The organism is Hymenobacter glacialis (genome assembly GCF_001816165.1).
GTDB classification, from domain to species: domain Bacteria; phylum Bacteroidota; class Bacteroidia; order Cytophagales; family Hymenobacteraceae; genus Hymenobacter; species Hymenobacter glacialis.
The window spans coordinates 46,367-64,541 of sequence record NZ_MDZC01000079.1; the positions used below are offsets into that span (position 1 = coordinate 46,367).

At 61.1% G+C, this 18,175-nt stretch carries 20 protein-coding genes and 2 pseudogenes; 16 read left to right on the plus strand and 6 right to left on the minus strand.

The window, feature by feature from the left end; all coding sequences use genetic code 11:
- Positions 1-293: 293 nt before the first annotated feature.
- Together BEN48_RS12410 and BEN48_RS12415 are read left to right on the plus strand one after the other, a co-directional pair.
- Positions 294-1,268: pseudogene (locus BEN48_RS12410) on the plus strand (PLP-dependent cysteine synthase family protein); the annotation flags it as partial.
- Between the two features lie 84 nt (positions 1,269-1,352).
- Positions 1,353-1,739: a response regulator gene (locus BEN48_RS12415; protein ID WP_158010177.1), complete on the plus strand. Its 387-nt coding sequence runs from the start codon at positions 1,353-1,355 to the stop codon at positions 1,737-1,739.
- Positions 1,740-1,770: 31 nt separating this feature from the next.
- On the opposite strand, the gene BEN48_RS12420 is transcribed toward BEN48_RS12415, so the two are convergent.
- Together BEN48_RS12420 and ade are read right to left on the minus strand one after the other, a co-directional pair.
- A complete protein-coding gene (locus BEN48_RS12420) occupies positions 1,771-2,271 on the minus strand; it encodes a hypothetical protein (RefSeq protein ID WP_070735256.1) in 501 nt (166 codons plus the stop codon).
- A 187-nt stretch (positions 2,272-2,458) separates the two neighbouring features.
- Positions 2,459-4,120, minus strand: a complete 1,662-nt coding sequence (gene ade, locus BEN48_RS12425) for an adenine deaminase (RefSeq protein ID WP_070735257.1) — start codon at positions 4,118-4,120, stop codon at positions 2,459-2,461.
- A 77-nt stretch (positions 4,121-4,197) separates the two neighbouring features.
- Here ade and BEN48_RS19170 point away from each other — a divergent pair, with 77 nt between their 5' ends.
- From BEN48_RS19170 to BEN48_RS12445, 5 genes are all read left to right on the plus strand, one after another.
- A complete protein-coding gene (locus tag BEN48_RS19170) occupies positions 4,198-4,359 on the plus strand; it encodes a hypothetical protein (protein WP_158010178.1) in 162 nt (53 codons plus the stop codon).
- A 131-nt stretch (positions 4,360-4,490) separates the two neighbouring features.
- Entirely contained in the window at positions 4,491-4,895 is a 405-nt protein-coding gene (locus tag BEN48_RS12430; RefSeq protein ID WP_070735258.1) for a hypothetical protein, read from the plus strand.
- Between the two features lie 31 nt (positions 4,896-4,926).
- Complete coding sequence (gene cmk, locus BEN48_RS12435) at positions 4,927-5,616, plus strand: (d)CMP kinase (RefSeq protein WP_070735375.1); 690 nt, start codon at positions 4,927-4,929, stop codon at positions 5,614-5,616.
- 268 nt (positions 5,617-5,884) lie between these two features.
- The gene (locus tag BEN48_RS12440) at positions 5,885-6,766 is read left to right on the plus strand and encodes a 4-hydroxy-3-methylbut-2-enyl diphosphate reductase (protein WP_070735259.1); all 882 of its coding nucleotides are present in this window, start codon (positions 5,885-5,887) and stop codon (positions 6,764-6,766) included.
- A gap of 60 nt (positions 6,767-6,826) precedes the next feature.
- Entirely contained in the window at positions 6,827-7,531 is a 705-nt protein-coding gene (locus BEN48_RS12445) for a hypothetical protein (protein ID WP_125932619.1), read from the plus strand.
- A gap of 8 nt (positions 7,532-7,539) precedes the next feature.
- Here the strand turns inward: BEN48_RS12445 and BEN48_RS19440 are convergent, their stop codons facing one another.
- Positions 7,540-7,758, minus strand: coding sequence for a macro domain-containing protein (locus tag BEN48_RS19440; RefSeq protein ID WP_070735261.1), 219 nt, complete (start codon positions 7,756-7,758; stop codon positions 7,540-7,542).
- Positions 7,759-7,784: 26 nt separating this feature from the next.
- Here BEN48_RS19440 and BEN48_RS12455 point away from each other — a divergent pair, with 26 nt between their 5' ends.
- The 9 genes from BEN48_RS12455 to BEN48_RS12495 all read left to right on the plus strand — a co-directional run bounded on the left by BEN48_RS12455 (position 7,785) and on the right by BEN48_RS12495 (position 14,718).
- Positions 7,785-8,261: an ATP-dependent zinc protease family protein gene (locus BEN48_RS12455; RefSeq protein ID WP_070735262.1), complete on the plus strand. Its 477-nt coding sequence runs from the start codon at positions 7,785-7,787 to the stop codon at positions 8,259-8,261.
- 71 nt (positions 8,262-8,332) lie between these two features.
- Positions 8,333-9,286 (plus strand): 30S ribosomal protein S6--L-glutamate ligase, encoded by a 954-nt coding sequence (gene rimK, locus BEN48_RS12460; RefSeq protein ID WP_070735263.1) that lies wholly within the window; start codon positions 8,333-8,335, stop codon positions 9,284-9,286.
- A 207-nt stretch (positions 9,287-9,493) separates the two neighbouring features.
- Positions 9,494-10,453, plus strand: a complete 960-nt coding sequence (locus BEN48_RS12465; protein ID WP_070735264.1) for a succinylglutamate desuccinylase/aspartoacylase family protein — start codon at positions 9,494-9,496, stop codon at positions 10,451-10,453.
- A 100-nt stretch (positions 10,454-10,553) separates the two neighbouring features.
- Entirely contained in the window at positions 10,554-11,249 is a 696-nt protein-coding gene (locus BEN48_RS12470) for an OmpH family outer membrane protein (protein WP_070735265.1), read from the plus strand.
- 241 nt (positions 11,250-11,490) lie between these two features.
- Positions 11,491-11,796, plus strand: a complete 306-nt coding sequence (locus tag BEN48_RS12475; protein WP_125932620.1) for a hypothetical protein — start codon at positions 11,491-11,493, stop codon at positions 11,794-11,796.
- A gap of 1 nt (position 11,797) precedes the next feature.
- Positions 11,798-12,169 carry a hypothetical protein gene (locus BEN48_RS12480; protein ID WP_070735267.1) on the plus strand — a complete coding sequence of 124 codons (372 nt, stop codon included), beginning with the start codon at positions 11,798-11,800 and terminating at the stop codon, positions 12,167-12,169.
- A gap of 90 nt (positions 12,170-12,259) precedes the next feature.
- Positions 12,260-13,477: an MFS transporter gene (locus BEN48_RS12485; RefSeq protein ID WP_070735268.1), complete on the plus strand. Its 1,218-nt coding sequence runs from the start codon at positions 12,260-12,262 to the stop codon at positions 13,475-13,477.
- Positions 13,478-13,621: 144 nt separating this feature from the next.
- On the plus strand, positions 13,622-14,224 hold the full coding sequence (locus BEN48_RS12490) for a hypothetical protein (RefSeq protein ID WP_125932621.1): 603 nt from the start codon (positions 13,622-13,624) through the stop codon (positions 14,222-14,224).
- Positions 14,225-14,343: 119 nt separating this feature from the next.
- On the plus strand, positions 14,344-14,718 hold the full coding sequence (locus BEN48_RS12495) for a cupin domain-containing protein (protein ID WP_070735270.1): 375 nt from the start codon (positions 14,344-14,346) through the stop codon (positions 14,716-14,718).
- Positions 14,719-14,826: 108 nt separating this feature from the next.
- Here BEN48_RS12495 and BEN48_RS12500 read toward each other — a convergent pair.
- The 3 genes and pseudogenes from BEN48_RS12500 to BEN48_RS12510 all read right to left on the minus strand — a co-directional run bounded on the left by BEN48_RS12500 (position 14,827) and on the right by BEN48_RS12510 (position 17,904).
- Positions 14,827-16,058, minus strand: a pseudogene (locus BEN48_RS12500) (isocitrate dehydrogenase (NADP(+))).
- Between the two features lie 540 nt (positions 16,059-16,598).
- On the minus strand, positions 16,599-17,177 hold the full coding sequence (locus BEN48_RS12505; RefSeq protein ID WP_070735271.1) for a hypothetical protein: 579 nt from the start codon (positions 17,175-17,177) through the stop codon (positions 16,599-16,601).
- A 73-nt stretch (positions 17,178-17,250) separates the two neighbouring features.
- A complete protein-coding gene (locus BEN48_RS12510; protein WP_070735272.1) occupies positions 17,251-17,904 on the minus strand; it encodes an NAD-dependent epimerase/dehydratase family protein in 654 nt (217 codons plus the stop codon).
- Between the last annotated feature and the right edge of the window lie 271 nt (positions 17,905-18,175).

Consider the following 18,175-nt stretch of genomic DNA (forward strand, 5'->3'; position numbering starts at 1 on the left):
GGGAGAGGGTGGCCCGGCTGGGCAACAGTGGTGCAAAAGTAGGGCTTTTTAGGGCAAGGGCAAGGTAGAAGTTGTGCAATCCCTTTAACGTCATGCTCATCTGGCGTCCGCGCAGCCGAAGCATCGCTACCGCAATGGTAAACAGATTACTGTTGCGGTAGCGTTGCTTCGGCTCGCGGACGCCAGACAAGCATGACGTTCTTTATTCGCAGACTAACTCCAGTCAATCCCTCCCCGGCGCGCTACTCCTTATCTTTGCCTTCTACTTCAAAAGCAACCCACAATACGTTTCAATGTATTTCAATCACGTCATCGAGGCCGTTGGTCACACGCCGCTCGTCAAGCTCAATAAAGTAACCGACGGCATCAAAGGCACCATTCTGGCCAAGGTAGAGTACTTCAATCCCGGTAACTCGGTGAAAGACCGGATGGCTATTCGCATGATTGAGGACGCCGAAAAGGCCGGCCTTATTCAGCCCGGCGGCACCATCATTGAAGGCACCAGCGGCAACACCGGCATGGGCCTGGCGCTGGCCGCCATTGCCAAAGGCTACAAAACGGTGTTTGTGATGAGCGACAAGCAGAGCAAGGAAAAGCAGGACATTCTGCGCGCCGTGGGCGCCGAAGTGGTGGTGTGCCCCGTGGACGTGGCCCCCGAGGACCCGCGTAGCTACTACTCCGTGGCGCGCCGCCTGAGCCAGGAAACCCCCAATTCCTACTACCCCAACCAGTACGACAACCTCTCGAACGCGGCCGCACACTACGAGAGCACCGGCCCGGAAATCTGGAACGGCACCGAGGGCAAAATCACGCACTACGCCTGCGGCGTGGGCACGGGCGGCACCATCAGCGGCGCCAGCAAGTACCTGAAGGAGCAGAACCCGGCCATCGTCACGGTGGGCCTCGACACGTACGGCTCGGTCTTCAAGAAATACAAGGAAACGGGTATTTTCGACGAGAACGAAATTTACCCTTACAAGACCGAAGGCATCGGCGAAGACATTCTGCCCAAGAACGTGGACTTCGACCAGATTGACCTGTTCATTAAAGTGACCGACCAGGATGCTGCCGTAATGACGCGCCGCCTGGCCAAAGAAGAAGGCCTGTTTGTGGGCTGGTCGTGCGGCTCGGCCGTATTCGGCGCCCTCGAATATGCCCGCGAGCACCTCAAGGAAGACGATACCATGGTAATTGTGCTGCCCGACCACGGTACCCGCTACCTCGGCAAAATCTACAACGACGACTGGATGCGCGAGCAGGGCTGGTTGTAAGTGGCCTGACTATTGCGGGAGTGGTCCCAGACTGGTATCTTCGTAAAAGCTAGAAACTACCCCGCATAAATGTCTGCGAATTTGAATCATATTGTACTCGTTGACGACAACGAAACCACCAGCTTTCTCAACAATCGGCTGTTGGGTCGTTTGGCCGTGGCCGACCAGGTGAGCACCTTTTCGCGCGCCGATGAGGCGTTTGAAAAGCTGTGGGGAGACACCGGTAGCCCCGCGCCCGACCTGGTTTTTGTGGACCTGAAAATGCCCGGCATCTCCGGTTTCGAGTTCCTGGAGCTCTACAACGCCCTGCCCCAGCCCGTGCAGGACAAGACGGTGATGGCCGTGCTCACCACCTCCATGCACGGCGCCGACACGGCCCGCGTGGCGATGTACCCCAACGTAGAATACCTCACCAAGCCACTGACCGAAGAAAAGATGCGCAAGCTGCTCGAAAAGCGGTTTCAGTAGGCAGCCGTACTTTCAAATAAGAGGCCCCGACTCAATCCGAGTTGGGGCCTTTTATTTTGGTCTTAATCTTGTCAAAAAGCCCTTTGATTCCTTCGCTCTTTTGCTTCACAATGATGTAGCGCACCGAAAACGCGGTGGGGAAGCGGTTCCAGTCATCAGAATTGAATTCTATGGTGGGCTTGAAATCGACGGCGAGCACGACGCGGGCGAAGGGGATTTTGTACTCGGCGCCTACTATCCCGTCGAGGCCCCAGAAGCTGCCGTCGTCTTTGTGCGAGCCCACGTGAGCCCCCGCGCCAAAGTAGTAGTTGAGGCTGGGCCCCAGGATGCCAAAGTGCCGCTCCGCCAGCACGGTGGCGCTGCGCTCGCGCGGGGAGAGCAGCGCCAAGCCTTCCAGCGTGGTTTTGGGCAGCACCAGCTGCTGAACGGTAAGGCCGTAGTTGCCGCCGCCTGCGCGGATGCCGGCCGCCGTGCGGTACTTCTGGGCCCACGCTGGTGCGGGGCCGAAGCCGCCGGCCAGCAGCAGTGCCAACGCCGCCCCTCGAAGCGTGCGATTACTAAAATGAGGTTGATGAAGCAGATTTAACAAAAACATAATGTCGGATAATACGGAACACCGCCGGCCTTAAAGGGGCGCCAATACTGGCCTCGCCGGAAACCTGTTACGTAGAGCAGCGGTGAAAATTGCCTTTGGGGCGCGCAGCAGGTTTCTGGGTTGTCTATTCAACCGCGTCCACGAACGCGAATTGCTGTCCGTCAAACAAGCCTTTGTCGCTCAGCTTTAGGCTGGGAATCACCAGCAGCGCCATAAAAGAAAGGGTCATGAACGGCGCTCCCAGGGGCGAGCCCAGCTGCTTGGCCAGTGCATCTACCGCCGCATAATCCTGCGCCACCAGCTGCCCCTCCTGGTTCGACATGAGCCCGGCCACGGGCAGCGGCACGAGGATTTCCTGGCCGTCGGGGCCCACGGCAGCCAGTCCGCCCTTGGCCGCAATCACCAGGTTCACGGCCCGCGCCAGGCTGGCGTCGTCGCAGCCCACGGCCGTGATGTTGTGCGAGTCGTGGCCCACGCTGCTGGCCAGCGCCCCGTGCCGGAGCCCAAATCCCCGGATAAACGCCACAGCTGGCGCTACGTGCGGCTGGTAGCGGTTGATAACGGCCAGTTTGAGCACGTCGGCGGCCACATCGGGCACTACAAGGCCGCTTTCCACGCGGGCTGGCAAGTCTACCCGGGCAGTGATAAGCTGGCCATCGAAGCACTCGATAACGCGCAGCACCGGCTGCTGGCCGTGCGGCGCGGGCAGCAGGAAATCCTCGGCCCGCACGGGCTGGGCGTGGAAGTTGTTGACCACCGCAATGGGCACCGCCGGCAGCAGCGACTGGCCGTTTTCGGCTACCAGTACTCCGTTTAGATAGGTTTGCAACACGTCGAAGTTCCGCAGGTCCTTCACCACAATAAAGTCGGCCGCGTCGCCTACTTCTAGTAGGCCCACGGGCAGGTTGTAGTGCTTCACGGGGTTGATGCAGGCCACGCGCAGCACCTGAAACACGTCGGCCCCGAGGGCCACGGCGCGCTGCACCAGCTGGTTGATGTGGCCCAGCACCAGCGTATCGGGGTGCTTGTCGTCAGAGCAGAACATCAGGTTGGCGTAGTGCTCGGGCAGCAGCTCAATCAGGGCATCGAAGTTGCGGGCCGCCGAGCCTTCGCGGATGAGGATTTTCATGCCCACGGCCAGCTTGTCGCGCGCTTCGGCCGCCGTGAAGCACTCGTGGTCGGTGCTGATGCCGGCGCTGGCGTAGTGGGCGGCGTCGGGGCCGCGCAGGCCGGGGGCGTGGCCGTCTATGGGGCGGCCGGCGGCCTGCGCAATGGCGATTTTGGCCATCACGTCGCTGTCGCGGTGCAGCACGCCGGGCCAGTTCATCATCTCAGCCAAGTAGCCGATTTTGGGGTTTTCAAAAAGCTTGGCGATGTCGGCGGCCGTGATTTCGGCCCCGGCGGTTTCAAACGGCGTGGCCGGCACGCAGCTGGGGGCGCCAAAGCAGAAGTTGAACGGAGAGTGGCTGGCGTTTTCCAGCATGAATTCCACGCCGGCTACGCCCAGCACGTTGCCTATTTCGTGCGGGTCCGACACGGTGGCCACCGTGCCGTGCGTCACGGCCAGGCGGGCAAACTCGGTGGGCACCAGCAGGGAGCTTTCTACGTGAACGTGGGCGTCCACGAAGCCTGGCAGAACGTAGGGCAGGGTGGCATTAGGCTCGGCCTCGTTGGTGGGGGCAATGCTGACGATGCGGCCGGCCTCCACGGAAATAACGGCGGGCTGAATGGAACGAGCAAAAACGTCGACGACGTTGGCGAGGAGAGAGAAAGTAGCGGGAGTCATGCGAAAAGCAAAGAATGGGGGAGCAAGTCTGTCGGCTCAGCCCGCAAAGAACCTTAACTTTGAGTAAAATACCTGCCATGAGGAAGTCCCTGTCGTTTCTGCTGCTATTGGTTCTGGTGTTAAGCCTGGGAGCCAGCACCCTGAGCAGCTGCGCCCGCCGCACCACGCAACAAAAGAAAACCAGCTGGTACAAAAAGCACGGCCGTGGCAAAGCCGAGCCCTGTCCCTGTGACCGGTAGGCTGGGTCGGAGAAGCGGCAAGCCGCCGCTAGTCGAAACAAAGTAAAACCGGGCCTTTGCTCGCCAAACGCAACGCTAACAGCCGGTGGTCTCGGCCACTAAGGCACCCCTGCAATTATCATAACTTATCAATGGCCGACGAAATTTCCGCACCTCTTGCTTCCATTCTGGCCGCTGCCGAACAGGTGCGGGTACAGTTAAAACTTAAGGCCTTCGATGCCGAGGCCGTGGCTCACTTGGCCAACTTCATTGAGGCCCAGCGCGGCAAGCTGCCCGATGCCGAGCGCGAAGGCGTGATGATGGCCCTGGGATGTTTTCTGGGCCAGTGCCTGGTGCAGGTATACCGGGGCGAATGGGGCACCGGCCGCGACGGCACCACGGGCGTGGGGCTGGCCGGAAAACTTTTTTTTAACCCCTTCCATTTAGTCAATGCGCAACTGAATGAGGGAGAAAGCGCATCAGTAGCGGCCTTTTTTGCCTCTGTGCCCGCCCGCTTAAAGACGCTGCCTGCCGTGCGTAAGGCTTGGATTTCGTAATCTTGCGGGGCCAATGGCCGCCCGCGTCGTTATGAAACAACTCGTTATCGCCATTGATGGTTACTCCTCGTGCGGAAAAAGCACGACTGCCAAGGCCGTGGCTGCGGCCCTGCACTACGCCTACGTGGACACCGGCGCCATGTACCGCGCCGTGACGCTGTACTTGCTGGAGCACCACATTTCCTTTGAGGATTTGGCCGCAGTTGAGCAGGCCCTGCACACCCTGCAAATCAGTTTCCGCCGCAACCGCCGCACGGGCCGCAACGAGGTGTTCCTCGACGGTACGAACCGCGAAGACGACATCCGCCAGATGGTAATTTCCAACTCGGTGAGCGAAGTGTCGGTCATCCCGATGGTGCGGCACGCCATGGTAGCCCAGCAGCAGCGCATGGGCCGCAAGCGCGGCGTGGTGATGGACGGCCGCGACATTGGCACCACCGTGTTTCCGGACGCCGAAGTGAAGGTTTTTATGACCGCCGAGGTGGTGGTGCGCGCCGAGCGCCGGCAGGAAGAGTTGGCCCAGAACGGCGAACAGGTCGCCCTCGACGACATTATTGAGAACCTGCGCAAGCGCGACCACCTCGACTCGACCCGTACCGAAAGCCCCCTGCGCCGTGCCGCCGACGCCGTGCTGCTCGACACCACGCACCTCGTGATTGAGGAGCAGGTGGATTTTGTGCTGGAACGGGTATCGGCCGCGCTGTTTACGCCGCACGCGTAGGAAATTGCCAAGATTCTGGGCTGGCGCGCGTCTGCGACGCGTGACCTGCTGGCGTCGAGCCTGCGGCTCGGGTGAAGCAGTTTGACCGGCTCAGTCGCGAGTCGTTCGCCGGCGAGCCGCAGGCTCGGCACCAATCGGCAGCGCGTCGCAGACGCGCGCCAGCTGCCGGAACCCGAAGTTGGGCCAACATTTGCGGAGGACGCCACGGCTCAGGCCTTACCTTTGTCCCGGCGAACCCCACCGGCCCGCGCGGTGTTAAACCCTCAGCATGAACGTCACGATAGATAAGAATTCCGGCTACTGCTTCGGCGTAGAATTCGCCATTCAGATGGCCGAAGACGAGTTGGCGCAGGGCCAGCAGCTGTATTGCTTGGGCGACATCGTGCACAACCGCATGGAAGTGGAGCGCCTGCACCAGCAGGGCCTGCGCATCATCGACCGCGAGCAGCTGGCCGAGCTGCGCGACACCAAAGTCCTCATCCGGGCCCACGGCGAACCGCCCGAAACCTACCAGCTGGCTCTGCAAAACAACCTGGAGCTGATTGACGCCAGCTGCCCGGTGGTGCTCAAGCTGCAAAACCGGGTGAAGCACGCCTTCGACCTGAGCCAGCGCCAGGACGGCCAGATTGTGATTTATGGCCAGCCCGGCCACGCCGAAGTGGCCGGCCTTGCGGGCCAGACCGGCAACCGCGCCATCATTGTGATGAACGAAGCCGACCTGGACCAGATTGACTTTGCCCGCCCCGTTACCCTGTTCAGCCAAACCACCAAAAGCACGGCCGGCTTCTACAAAATGAAGGCCTTGATGGCGGCCCGCATCACGGCCGCTGGCGGTCAGCTCGACAGCTTTGATGCCAACGACAGCATTTGCCGGCAGGTGAGCAACCGCGAGCCCGCACTGGCCAAGTTTGCCACCGAGTACGACGTGGTGCTCTTTGTGAGCGGCCGCAAAAGCTCTAACGGCAAAGCCCTGTTTTCGGTGGTGAACGCCATCAATCCGCGCAGCTACTTCATCGAAAACGAAACCGAAGTGGAAGAGGAATGGCTGGTGGGAGCGAATACGGTGGGGATTTGCGGGGCCACCAGCACACCGCTCTGGCTGATGCAGCAGGTGGCCCAGCGCATTGAGGGCGTGAAGGAGCTGGCGTAAGCAGGTGGTCGGTTATCTTTGGGCGATTTACGCTGCTCACAAAGGTTTCCATTCTACCTAATGAACGTTCGATTCCCTTTGGTTGGACTGCTGTGCTTGGTTGGCGCGGGCCAAGCCAGTGCTCAACAGCCGGCCCCGGTTGCTTCGGCTGCACCCGATTCGGTGAAGCTGGAAATAGACACCTCGTACCTCGATAACAACATTCACGGTTTCGGCAAGGCCGAAATTCTGGGTTCCGATGGCAAGACGCACTTCGTTTGGGTGCCCATCGAGCCGCTGGGGTTCAGCAAGTATCTGCCTTTTTATCGGAACGAAGCGGAAGCACGGCGGTTTCATCGCGCGCCGTCGAGCATCGACGTAGACAAGGTGGTGTCCGTTAAGCTAAATGGGTTGTACCAGGAGCACATTGTGTTGAAGGGGAAGCGCAAGCATCTTCTTGCCACGCGCTTGGTGAATGGGCCGGTGGAACTATTCAACTACACCGAGGCCCCGCAACCCGTTGTGGGCCCGCCTGGAGTGGTTGGGCCCTCGGCCTGGAGCATCACCGGGCTGAGCGGCCTTCCCGACCGCCAGTGGTTTCTGCGGCGTACCGGCCAGGGCTTGGTTAAAGTAGAGCGGATGAGCTTCGCTACTCAAATGGCAACTTATTTCCAAGATGACCCCGAGGTAGTGGCAGCCCTAAACAGCGGCAAACTAAACTACCGCGACATGGTGAAGCTGGTGCAGGGCTACAACGAATTCCGGACCCGGCCCGCTGCCAGGTAGCCGCCAGTTCAGGCTGCCGGAACTTCTTGCTCGTAAAGCCGTCGAATTTCGTTATCAAACGCCACGAATGCGACTGTGCGCAGAAAGTCGTGTGCGACCAGCCACGCGCGCACCCGGATGGCGTGGCATTGGTCTAGAGTAGCAGAACCGTCAGCACAGTGAATGGCCCTGCCGCCGCCGAGCAGGCTGGAATTGGCGGCGTTGACAATGGCATCGACGCCGTTCATTCCCAGCCCGCGCCTATATTGAGCCCATGAACCGTCCCTCGAAACGCCTGCTGGGCCGCCGTGAGTTAGTCGACTTCCCAGCCTTTGCGCTGGGAGGCGTGGAGGCCAAGGTGGACACGGGTGCCTACACCAGCGCCATTCACTGCAGCAACATTCACATTGAAACCGATGCTGAACAACGCGCCGTGTTGGTGGTTGAACTGCTCGACCCCGGTCACGAAGGCGCCGACGGACGGCCGCTGACGTTTGCCGAATTTGCCCTGCGCGACATTCGCTCGTCGAACGGCGAGGTGCAGGAACGGTACGTTATTCGGGCGGTGGTGCAGCTGTATGGTGAGAATTTTGAAGCCGACTTTTCCCTCTCCGACCGGTCCGACATGAAATACCCCGTGCTGCTGGGCCGCAGCTTGTTGCAGCAGGGCCGCTTCGTGGTAGACGTGGCCAAACGCAACCTTTCCTACAAAGCCATGGCCCGCGCGGCCGCCCGCCGTGCCCGCCGCTGACCTCTTTTGTGCCGTATTTTGTTGCCGGAACCCCGTTCTATGCTTTTCATCCACCAACCCGTAGCCAACCCGTGAAACTGGCCATTCTCTCGCGTGAGCCGAAATCATACTCCACCAAACGGCTGGTGGAGGCTGCCCTGGCGCAGGGCCACGAAGCCGTGGTGCTCGACCACCTGCACTGCAACCTGGTGCTGGAAAAGGGCCAGCCCGGCATCATTTACCAGGGCGAGCGGCTCGAAGACATCGATGCCATCATTCCGCGCATTGGCGCCTCGGTCACGTTCTACGGCACGGCCGTGGTGCGGCAGTTTGAGATGATGAAGGTGCCCACTGCCGTGGACAGCCAGGCCATTGTGCGCTCGCGCGATAAGCTGCGCTCGATGCAGATACTGAGCCGCGCCGGGGTGGGCATGCCCAAAACGGCCTTCACCAATTACTCCGAAGACGTGCCGGCCATGATAAACCAGGTGGGCGGCGCGCCGGTCATCATCAAGCTACTGGAGGGCACGCAGGGCCTGGGCGTGGTGCTGGCCGAGTCGGCCAAAGCGGCCCAGTCCGTGATTGAGGCGTTTCACAACCTCAAGGCCCGCATCATTGTGCAGGAGTTTATTGCCGAAAGCAAAGGGGCCGACCTCCGCGCCTTTGTGGTAGACGGCGAAGTAGTGGGGGCCATGAAGCGCCAGGGCAAGGAGGGCGAGTTTCGCTCCAACCTGCACCGGGGCGGCAGCGGCACGCTGGTAAAGCTGACCCGGGCCGAAAAAGCCGCCGCCCTGCTGGCTACTAAAGCCCTTGGCCTCGGCATTGCCGGCGTAGACATGCTGCAGAGTCTGCGCGGCCCGCTGGTGCTGGAGGTAAACTCGTCGCCGGGGCTGGAAGGCATTGAAAAAGCCACCAATCAGGACATTGCCGGTCGCATCATTGAGTACACCGCTTCGTTGGGCGGGGCGAAAAAGGCCAAGCCAAAACCCAAAAAAGCCGCTGACCGCGCCGTGGATGCGCAGTCGGATGTGCCGGCTGGCACTTAGCCAGCTCCCCTCCTTTTTTCAAGGAGGGGATGTTCGGGCCAAGGCCCGGACGGAGGTGGTGACCCTCGTTGAACGATGGGCGAACGAGGTTACATTGTTCGGCAATTGTTCGGGTGTCGTTCAACGACTTTACCACCCCAGCTTACGCTTTGCGTAAGCGTCCCCTCCTTAAAAAAGGAGGGGAGTTTGTCGTTCTTATTGTTGCTTATGCTTGCTTCTGCAGTGCCGTTTCACCTCAATGGCCTCGTCATTCAACCTGGCGAGCGGGTGCTCACGCGGCTGGTGATTTCCAAGCTGCCATCGGGCACGGTGATTGACGTGCCGGTGCACGTGCTGCGCTCCACTGAGCCCGGCCCTACGCTGCTGCTCATGGCGGGCATGCACGGCGACGAGGTGAACGGCATCGAAACCATTCGGCGGCTGGTGCGGCGCGATTTGCTGATGCCGCTGCGCGGCAGCGTCATTGCCGTTCCCATTCTCAACATCTACGGATTTTTGAATTTCAGCCGCGACGTGCCCGATGGCAAGGACGTGAACCGCTCGTTTCCGGGGTTTCCGCGCGGGTCGCTGGCCGGGCGCGTGGCCCACCGCTTCATGCGCGAAATCATGCCCCTGATTGACTACGGCATTGACTTTCATACCGGTGGGGCCACGCGGGCCAACTTCCCGCAAGTGCGCTGCCAGCTCGGCGTAGACCCGCTGGTGGACGGCATGGCCGCCGCCTTTGCGGCGCCGTTTACCATACATGCGGCGCTGCGCCTTGGCTCCCTGCGCGAGGCGGCGCAGGGCCTGGGCAAGCGCATCATCGTGTACGAAACCGGCGAAAGCATGCGCCTCGACGAGCCCGGCATAGAGGAAGCGCTGGCGGGCACGCTGCGCGTGATGCACCACCTGGGCATGGGGCCGGCGGCGCCTGTGCCCAGCCGGCCCGGCATTGTGTGCCGGCGCCATACGTGGCTGCGGGCCCGGTTTGCGGGCCTGTTCCGGGCCCTGGTTGTGAATGGGGAGTACATCAAGAAGGGCCAGATATACGGCTCCGTAGCCGACCCCTACGGGCAGCAGTCCGTGCGGCTGGAGTCGCCGCTCAGCGGCTACGTCATTGGCCTCAACCACATGCCCGTGGTGAACCAGGGCGATGCGCTGGTGCACATAGCGGTGCCGGAGTAGGAAGAGCGGGGCAGCCACCGGGAAGAAAATTGAAGGCCGGGGCTTGCCGGTAAGCGCACGCTATTCCCTTACTTTTGTTCTTTCCTCATCTTCTTCGTCAATGAAAAACCCGATTCAATTAACCATTAACATTGCGCTGCTGCTGGCGGTGGCCGTTTTGTATTTCCTGCATTTCAACAATCGGGTGGTAGCCCCCGCCATTGCCACCGACAAATCCGTGGCCGTGATGGCCTCGCCCAACCTGAGCACGGCCGATACTACTGCTACTGACGAAGTCTCTGAAATGCCTGCGCTGGCCGCTACCACCACCACCACCACTGCCACCCCAAGCGCCAGCACCGACGGCAAGATTGCCTACGTGGAGTCGACTAAAATGCTGGACGGCTACCAGGGCATGAAGGACGCCCGCAAAGCCTTTGAGGGCAAAGCCCGCGGCTGGGAGCGCCAGAACCAGTCCATGCTGACCAGCTTCAAAGCCGCCGTGGAAGCCTACCAGAAGCAAGCCCCAACCCTCTCGGCCGAGCAGCGCGCCGCCACCGAGCAGAAGCTGCAGGAGCAGCAGCAGCAAGTGGGCCAGAAGCAGCAGCAACTCCAGGCTCAGGCCCAAGAAGAGGAAGCCAAGCTGACCCAGAAGGTGCTCGAAAGCGTGAACAAAAAGGTGGAAGCCTATGGCAAAGCCAAGGGCTACAAGCTGATTCTGATTGCGGCCCCCAGCGGCACCATTGCCTACGGCCAGAAGGACCTGGACATCACCACGCCGGTGCTGGCTTACCTGAACGCCGAGTACCGGAAGTAACGGGCAGCGCTGCCGGCTACCTGCTGCCTGTGGCGATGTATGCTACGCCGCCCCGGGCCCATTAGGGCCACCGGGAGCACCACGGCCGGCACTGGTAAGCCAGCGCCCGGTTGCAATAAAACTACCAAAAGCCTCGCCGTGCACCGGCGAGGCTTTTTTTCGGACCTTTGGGGTGTAGCAAGGGCCGCATCGGTTGCGGCTTGGCTACGTAAAGCGCCTGTGGGCTGCACGGTTTTTTCATATGTCGGATTCTCCCTTACTTGCTTCCAAGAAATGCCCGTCCTGCCAGCAGTGGTCGGCGTGGCAGCAACGGCCCGACGACCGCTGCGAGCATTGCGGCGCGCTGCTCGACCCGCAGGCGCTGGAAAGCGCCATTGCGCGCGACGCCCTGGCCAATCAAAAAACCTCATCGGTGATTTTGATGGAGATAAAGCCTACGGATGGCCCGGTAGTGCGCTTCTTCAAGACCATTGTCCGGGGTGGGCAGCTGGCTTTTGCCGCTATCATGACGTTTATTCTGTGGCTGGTTGCGGCCGTGGCAGGCTAGCATGAGGCAGTGGCCGGAGTTTCGCCAGCCCCTGTTTGTAGCTGCCGTGGTCCTGTATGCTGCCCATCAGCTCAACCGGCACGTGCTGCAGTGGCCGCTGCCCACGCTGCTCACCAGCTACCTGGCCGATATGGCTGGCATGCCCGCGATACTGAGCGTAGCCCTGGCCGCGCAACGGCGCCTGGTAGTGCGCTCCCGCGCATTTGTGCTGCCCGATTCCTGGCTGCTGGCTGCGTGGGCTTATGCGTCGGTCTGGTTTGAGGGGCTGCTGCCGTACGTCTCCGCCACTGCCGTGGCCGACCCGTGGGACGTGGTGGCCTACGGCGTGGGCACGCTGGCCTTTCGGTACTGGCTAAACCGCCCGGGGGATTAGACCGAAAAAGCAGGTTGTTGCAGGAAGTAAAATCGGCCATCGACGCTTTCGGCGTACGTTTGGGGCGCTTTCGCTTCGAATAATTCTGCTTTGCCCACTGCATCTGTCCTTTCTTACGCTACCGGCTATCAACGGCCTCGCTGGATACTGCCCATCATTGTGTTCGCGCAGTTTGCTTGCACTTCCCTGTGGTTTGCCGGCAATGCCGTGCTGCCCGATTTGCTGCGCGAAGTCCGGCTGGCGGGCACGTCGTTGGGGGCAGTGGTGTCGGCAGTGCAGTTGGGGTTTATTGTGGGCACGCTGGTTTTCGGCTTGCTGCAGCTGGCCGATAAGGTGGCACCGGCCCGCCTGTTTCTGTGGTGCGCGGTAGCAGGCAGCCTCACCAATGCCGCGCTGCTGCTGCCGGAGCCCACACCCGCCCTGGTGCTGGGACTGCGCTTTGCCACCGGCCTGTGCCTGGCCGGGATTTATCCGGTGGGCATGAAAATAGCGGCTGACTACTACGAAAACGGTCTGGGACGGGCGCTGGGGTACCTGGTGGGGGCGCTGGTGCTGGGCACCGCGCTGCCCCACCTGCTGCGCCTGCTCGCGGCCGACTTGTCCTGGAAAGCGGTGGTGCTCAGCACCTCGGGGCTGGCCCTGGCGGGAGGGCTGCTGCTGTGGCTGCTGGTGCCCAATGGCCCATTTCGCCGGCCGGGGGCGCGGCTGCAGTTGAGTGCGGCTTGGGCCGTGTTTCGGGAAGCTCCGTTTCGGCGGGCAGCGCTGGGCTATTTCGGGCACATGTGGGAGCTATATACGTTTTGGGCGTTTGTGCCGCTGCTGCTGGCCACACACGCGCAGCTGCACCCCGAAAGCGGCGCGTTTGGTGTGGGTTGGGCCTTTGGGCTGATTGCAGCCGGGGCGCCGGCCTGCGTGCTGGGCGGCTACCTGGCGCAGCGCTGGGGCAGCCTGGGTACGGCCCGCGGGGCGCTGGCCATATCGGGAGCCTGCTGCCTGCTGAGCCCGCTGCTGCTGGCGTTGCCGCGGCCGGCATTTGGGGCGGTGGTGCTGGTATGGGGCATGGCCGTGGTGGCCGATTCGCCGCAGTTTTCGGCCGTGGTGGCGCAGCGGGCGCCGGCCACCGCCACGGGCACGGCCCTCACCCTTGTTACCTGCCTGGGATTTGCGCTTACCATTGTCAGCCTGCAGGTTTTTGCGGCGCTGCAGGGCCAGGTGGAGGCACGCTACCTGTTTTTGCTGCTGGCGCCCGGCCCCGTGCTGGGCCTGTTGGCCACCCGGGCAGCCCGCGCCGAAACCAGTAGCAGTTGAGCGGTTATTAGAACAAGCCCCGTCATCCTGCGCAAGCTCAGGATGACGGGCTCTTTGACTTTCTGAATAGCTTCGTAATTAATTAAGGCCGATGGCCTGCCCTTTCCACAACGACCCGCCATTGGCCTCTCAATCTTTTCTCTCATGAAACACCTGTGTTTACCCATGTTTGCGGCTGTGCTGGTACTGGCTGGCTGCAACCAGACCGCCCCTGTTACGTCTGCGCCCACGGTTGCCGCGCCGGATGCGGTAGTTCCGGCCGATACTGCCCGGCTCGATTCGGCCATGGCCGCCGCCACCGCGCCACCTGCCGATAATGCCGCTGCCCCCGCCGCCATTCCGTCACGCAAGGAGCTTGGCATTGTGCGGCTTTCCTTCTCCTTTAAGCCTGCCCCAAATCCTGACGACCCAGCTCATCCCAAAACCAGCGCCTACCTGCTGCTGCAAGGGGCCAAGGCCATGGACATCGACCTGGGAAAGTTTGCCAGCCCGCCCGATGTGGTGGACGCGGACAAGGCCCGGCTGGCCGGCTTTCCCAAGGGCATGCTTCTGGGGTTCCGCAGCTACCACGCTGCCACGGGCACCAGCTCCGACCTGGCCGTGCTGAACGTGGACGGCAACCGCCTGCGCGTAGTGCAGCGCCGGGTAGAGGAGAGCGCCTCCGAGCCCGGAGCTTTCGAGACATCGCGCGAAATCCCCCTGCCGGCCAATACCCAGGTAGTTGCCGCGCCCCCAACGAAGCAGTAGTCCTGCGTGCAGCGCTAGGCGGTACTTGGCGGTGCGCCGGGCGGCCGGCGTGGTCTGCCGGTTCTTGATACTTCGCGTTGTGAAAGGGCCTGAAACGAATTAAATCAGTAAGTTAGGGCATGGATACAAACACACTTCTGGCCCCGCTGAAGGGCGCCACGCGCCGCGAAGTCGGCGGGGTAACTGTCGACGTGGTACAAACCGGCAATGCCCGCGTCAAACGCATTGTGTACCCGCGGGGGTTCCGCTGGTCCAAGAACATGAAGGACATAGTGGGCACACCGCTTTGCATGCACGCGCACGTGGGCTTTCTGGCCAGCGGCGAGTTTGATATTCAGTACGCCGACGGCACCGTGGAGAAGTTTGTGGCCCCGCAGGCCGTGGCCATCGCGCCGGGCCACGACGGCTGGGTAGTGGGCGAGGAGCCGGCCATCCTCATCGAGTTCGACTTTGAGGGTGAAACCGTGGAACGCCTGGGCCTGAAGCGCGGCTAGAAACAGCCGGAAGTGCAGCAACGCCTGACGCATGCGGCACCTGCGCCGCCACCAAAAAAAAGCCCATCCGGTGACCGGATGGGCTTTTGCAAGTAGCGTGGGCCGGGCTTAGGCGCCCAGCTTCTTCTTCAGGTTCTCGTCGAGGGCCTCCAGGAATTCCTCGGTGTAGAGGTAGTCGCGGCCGTGCTCCACCTTGTTGCCGTGGATGCAGACGGCCAGGTCCTTGGTCATTTTGCCGCTTTCCACGGTTTCGATGCATACTTGCTCCAGCGCTTGGCAGAAGTCAATCAGCGGCTGGTTGCCGTCGAGCTTGCCGCGGAACTCCAGCCCGCGCGTCCAGGCAAAGATGCTGGCGATGGGGTTGGTGCTGGTGGGCTTGCCCTTCTGGTGGTCGCGGAAGTGGCGCGTCACGGTGCCGTGAGCGGCTTCGGCTTCCATGGTGCCGCCGTCGGGCGTTACCAGCACGACGTCATCAAACCCAGCGAGCCGAAGCCCTGGGCCACGGTGTCGCTCTGCACGTCGCCGTCGTAGTTTTTGCAGGCCCACACAAAGTTGCCGTGCCATTTCAGGGCCGAGGCCACCATGTCGTCAATCAGCCGGTGCTCGTAGGTGATGCCGGCTTCCTGGAACTTAGCGGTGTAGTCCTGCTCGTAAATCTCCTGGAAGATGTCCTTGAAGCGACCATCGTACTTCTTCAGGATGGTGTTTTTGGTGCTCAGGTACAGGGGCCAGCCTTTGCTCAGGGCCTGGTTGAAGCAGGCGTGGGCAAAGCCGCGGATGCTTTCGTCGGTGTTGTACATGGCCAGGGCCACGCCGTCGCTCTTGAAGTTGAATACCTCAAACGACTGTGTTTCGCCGCCGTCTTCGGGCTGGAAGGTGATGGTGAGCTTGCCCTTGCCCTTGGTCACGAAATCGGTGGCGCGGTACTGGTCGCCGAAGGCGTGGCGCCCAATGCAGATGGGGGCCGTCCAGTTCGGTACCAAGCGGGGCACGTTGCTCATCACAATGGGCTCGCGGAACACGGTGCCGTCCAGAATATTACGGATGGTGCCGTTCGGCGACTTCCACATCTGCTTCAGGCCAAACTCCTGCACCCGCTCCTCGTCGGGCGTGATGGTGGCGCACTTAATGCCCACGCCGTACTGCTTAATGGCATTGGCGGCATCAATGGTCACCTGGTCGTTGGTCTCGTCGCGGTACTCAATCCCCAGGTCGTAGTACTTGATATCCAGCTCCAGATAAGGCGTAATCAGCTTGTCTTTGATGAATTTCCAGATGATGCGCGTCATCTCGTCGCCATCGAGCTCCACTACGGGATTTGCTACTTTAATTTTGGTCATGTGCTGCGTGGGGGTGTTAGGTATTTGCTATTGCCGGGCTTCCGGAGCCCAATAATACGCGGGTAAGCGGTTGTTGTCTAAAAGGCGCACCCCTGGCTTGCCCCGATATTGGGTGATTGGCAGGCTTAACGGGTTGTGGAAAGGTAATTGCCGCCGCCTTCCTTAACGCCTGAAATAGTAGTGCCAGGCGGTGGCGCCAAGCAGCAAGGCCACGCCCAGAACCACAATGCAGAGGCCATAGAGAAGGGTAGGAACAGGGCACATGCAGCAAGGAACAGAATAGGAAGGGGATTTCCAGACGCGCAAACTAGTCATCCTCCCGAACCCGCTGAAGAGGTCATGACGTCTGCACAGCTTTGTGTCAATCCCAAACGAGCACCCGTGATAAAAGCCTTCGCAAACTCAGGATGACAGATGGGCTGAATGGCTTGGCACAAGCAACAAATGTAGCGGGGCCTGTCCACGAAAAAGCCTCGTCAGGGACTGACGAGGCTTTTGGTTGTCGGAGCTATTCGTAAACGCCCTGGTGGAAATGCCGCTTTAGAAGGTAAAGCGCAGGCTCACGGCCGCGTCGTTGTAGAAACCGGTGTAGCCGTTGAAGACGTCGAAGAATGGCTTGTAGTCCACGGCCACCACAAACGGCAGGTCGGTCAGCTTGTACTCCAGGCCCAGAATGAGGTCGGCACCGAAGGCCACGTAGGTTTCCTCGTCGAAGCGGTAGTCGCGCACCAAATACCTGTCGCCCTTGCGGCCCTTGTAGTAGTAGCGCTCATCGGCGAAGTAGTAGCGGCCCTGGTAGGACCCGGCGTGGAAGCCGGCACCATAGTAAAACTGCAGGCCTTTCACATCGGCCACGCCGTGGTGCTTCTCGCCCAGCACCGTGAGCCGGATGCCGCGGGCTTTGTACTCTGTCGTGAGCAGGCCTTCAATGGCTACACCCTTGCCGCTACCTACAAAGTGCTTGACGGTAAGGCCCGAAGAATAGCCGCCGCCGCGCAGGCCGATGCCGGTATTGTACCCTGAGCTGCCGCCGCCGCTGCCTTTTTTAGATTGGGCGCTGGCTGTGAAACCCGGCAGGGCAAGCAGGATGATAAGAAGAATAAACGGTATGCGTTTCATGTAACGACGAAATGGGTGATGCTAAAAGTTGGACAAAATTAAGCGACCAGCGCCGAACTTTAGCCAACTCGGCCTAATCCGCCGCAATTTCATCAGACAAGTGAATGCAGACGCCCCCGCCGTCGTCTTCGGCTGCCCGCAACATGGCCGCGGCCACTGTACCACCCATCACCGGCCGGTATTTTTCGAGCGGGCCACGCATAAGCGGCTTCAGCACGCCCAGCACGGCCGCCCCGATGCGCTCCCCGAGCCGGGGCTGGGGCCGGTCGCCCAGCAGCAGCGAAGGCCGGAAAATATGAACGGCCCGGAACGGCAAATCCCGCACAGCGGCTTCCATTTCGCCTTTCACCTTGCTGTAGTACACCGCCGATTCGGCATCGGCCCCCAAGCTGGAAACCACCATGAACTGCGAAGCGAAATTGCCGGCAGTGAGGGCCGCCACCTTCACCACAAACAAGTAGTCAACCCGGTAGAAAGCTTCTTTCGAGCCGGCCTGTTTCATGGTAGTGCCCAGGCAGCAAAACACGTCGTCGGCAATGAGCTGCAGGCTGACGTCCTCCAGCTTATCGAACTCCGTAACCACCTGCGTGAGCTTGGGATGAACCGTCGGCACTGCCTTTCGGCCCACCACAATCACCTTAGCGTACCGTTCCGATTCGAGCAGCAGCGGCAATAAATGCGAACCAATGAGGCCCGTGGCCCCAACGAGTAAAGCTGTTTTGCGCATGAAAAAGGGGAATAAAGAAGAACGGTAAACTCCCCTCCTTATCAAGGGGGGGATGTTCGAGCCAAGGACTTGAACGGGGGTGGTGCCACCGGAGGGTGGGCGGAGGCAGACGTAAGAAGAACGACTTGCTAAGAACGACGATTCAAGCGCAGGGTTGACGCAGCCGGCCCAACCAGTATCTGCGGAAGTCCAATGCCCTTCAGTTCAACGCCCACCCTCCGGTGGCACCACCCCCGTTCGCGCTGACGCGCAAACATCCCCTCCTTGGTAA

What these genes read in the sequence shown, in the direction of transcription:
- ade (WP_070735257.1), bottom strand. Translation starts at nt 4,120, where the DNA reads ATGACTCCCGCTACTTTCTCTCTCCTCGCCAACGTCGTCGACGTTTTT.
- BEN48_RS19170 (WP_158010178.1), top strand. Translation starts at nt 4,198, where the DNA reads ATGAGGAAGTCCCTGTCGTTTCTGCTGCTATTGGTTCTGGTGTTAAGC.
- BEN48_RS12430 (WP_070735258.1), top strand. Translation starts at nt 4,491, where the DNA reads ATGGCCGACGAAATTTCCGCACCTCTTGCTTCCATTCTGGCCGCTGCC.
- cmk (WP_070735375.1), top strand. Translation starts at nt 4,927, where the DNA reads ATGAAACAACTCGTTATCGCCATTGATGGTTACTCCTCGTGCGGAAAA.
- BEN48_RS12440 (WP_070735259.1), top strand. Translation starts at nt 5,885, where the DNA reads ATGAACGTCACGATAGATAAGAATTCCGGCTACTGCTTCGGCGTAGAA.
- BEN48_RS12445 (WP_125932619.1), top strand. Translation starts at nt 6,827, where the DNA reads ATGAACGTTCGATTCCCTTTGGTTGGACTGCTGTGCTTGGTTGGCGCG.
- BEN48_RS19440 (WP_070735261.1), bottom strand. Translation starts at nt 7,758, where the DNA reads ATGAACGGCGTCGATGCCATTGTCAACGCCGCCAATTCCAGCCTGCTC.
- BEN48_RS12455 (WP_070735262.1), top strand. Translation starts at nt 7,785, where the DNA reads ATGAACCGTCCCTCGAAACGCCTGCTGGGCCGCCGTGAGTTAGTCGAC.
- BEN48_RS12465 (WP_070735264.1), top strand. Translation starts at nt 9,494, where the DNA reads ATGCTTGCTTCTGCAGTGCCGTTTCACCTCAATGGCCTCGTCATTCAA.
- BEN48_RS12470 (WP_070735265.1), top strand. Translation starts at nt 10,554, where the DNA reads ATGAAAAACCCGATTCAATTAACCATTAACATTGCGCTGCTGCTGGCG.
- BEN48_RS12475 (WP_125932620.1), top strand. Translation starts at nt 11,491, where the DNA reads ATGTCGGATTCTCCCTTACTTGCTTCCAAGAAATGCCCGTCCTGCCAG.
- BEN48_RS12480 (WP_070735267.1), top strand. Translation starts at nt 11,798, where the DNA reads ATGAGGCAGTGGCCGGAGTTTCGCCAGCCCCTGTTTGTAGCTGCCGTG.
- BEN48_RS12490 (WP_125932621.1), top strand. Translation starts at nt 13,622, where the DNA reads ATGAAACACCTGTGTTTACCCATGTTTGCGGCTGTGCTGGTACTGGCT.
- BEN48_RS12495 (WP_070735270.1), top strand. Translation starts at nt 14,344, where the DNA reads ATGGATACAAACACACTTCTGGCCCCGCTGAAGGGCGCCACGCGCCGC.
- BEN48_RS12505 (WP_070735271.1), bottom strand. Translation starts at nt 17,177, where the DNA reads ATGAAACGCATACCGTTTATTCTTCTTATCATCCTGCTTGCCCTGCCG.
- BEN48_RS12510 (WP_070735272.1), bottom strand. Translation starts at nt 17,904, where the DNA reads ATGCGCAAAACAGCTTTACTCGTTGGGGCCACGGGCCTCATTGGTTCG.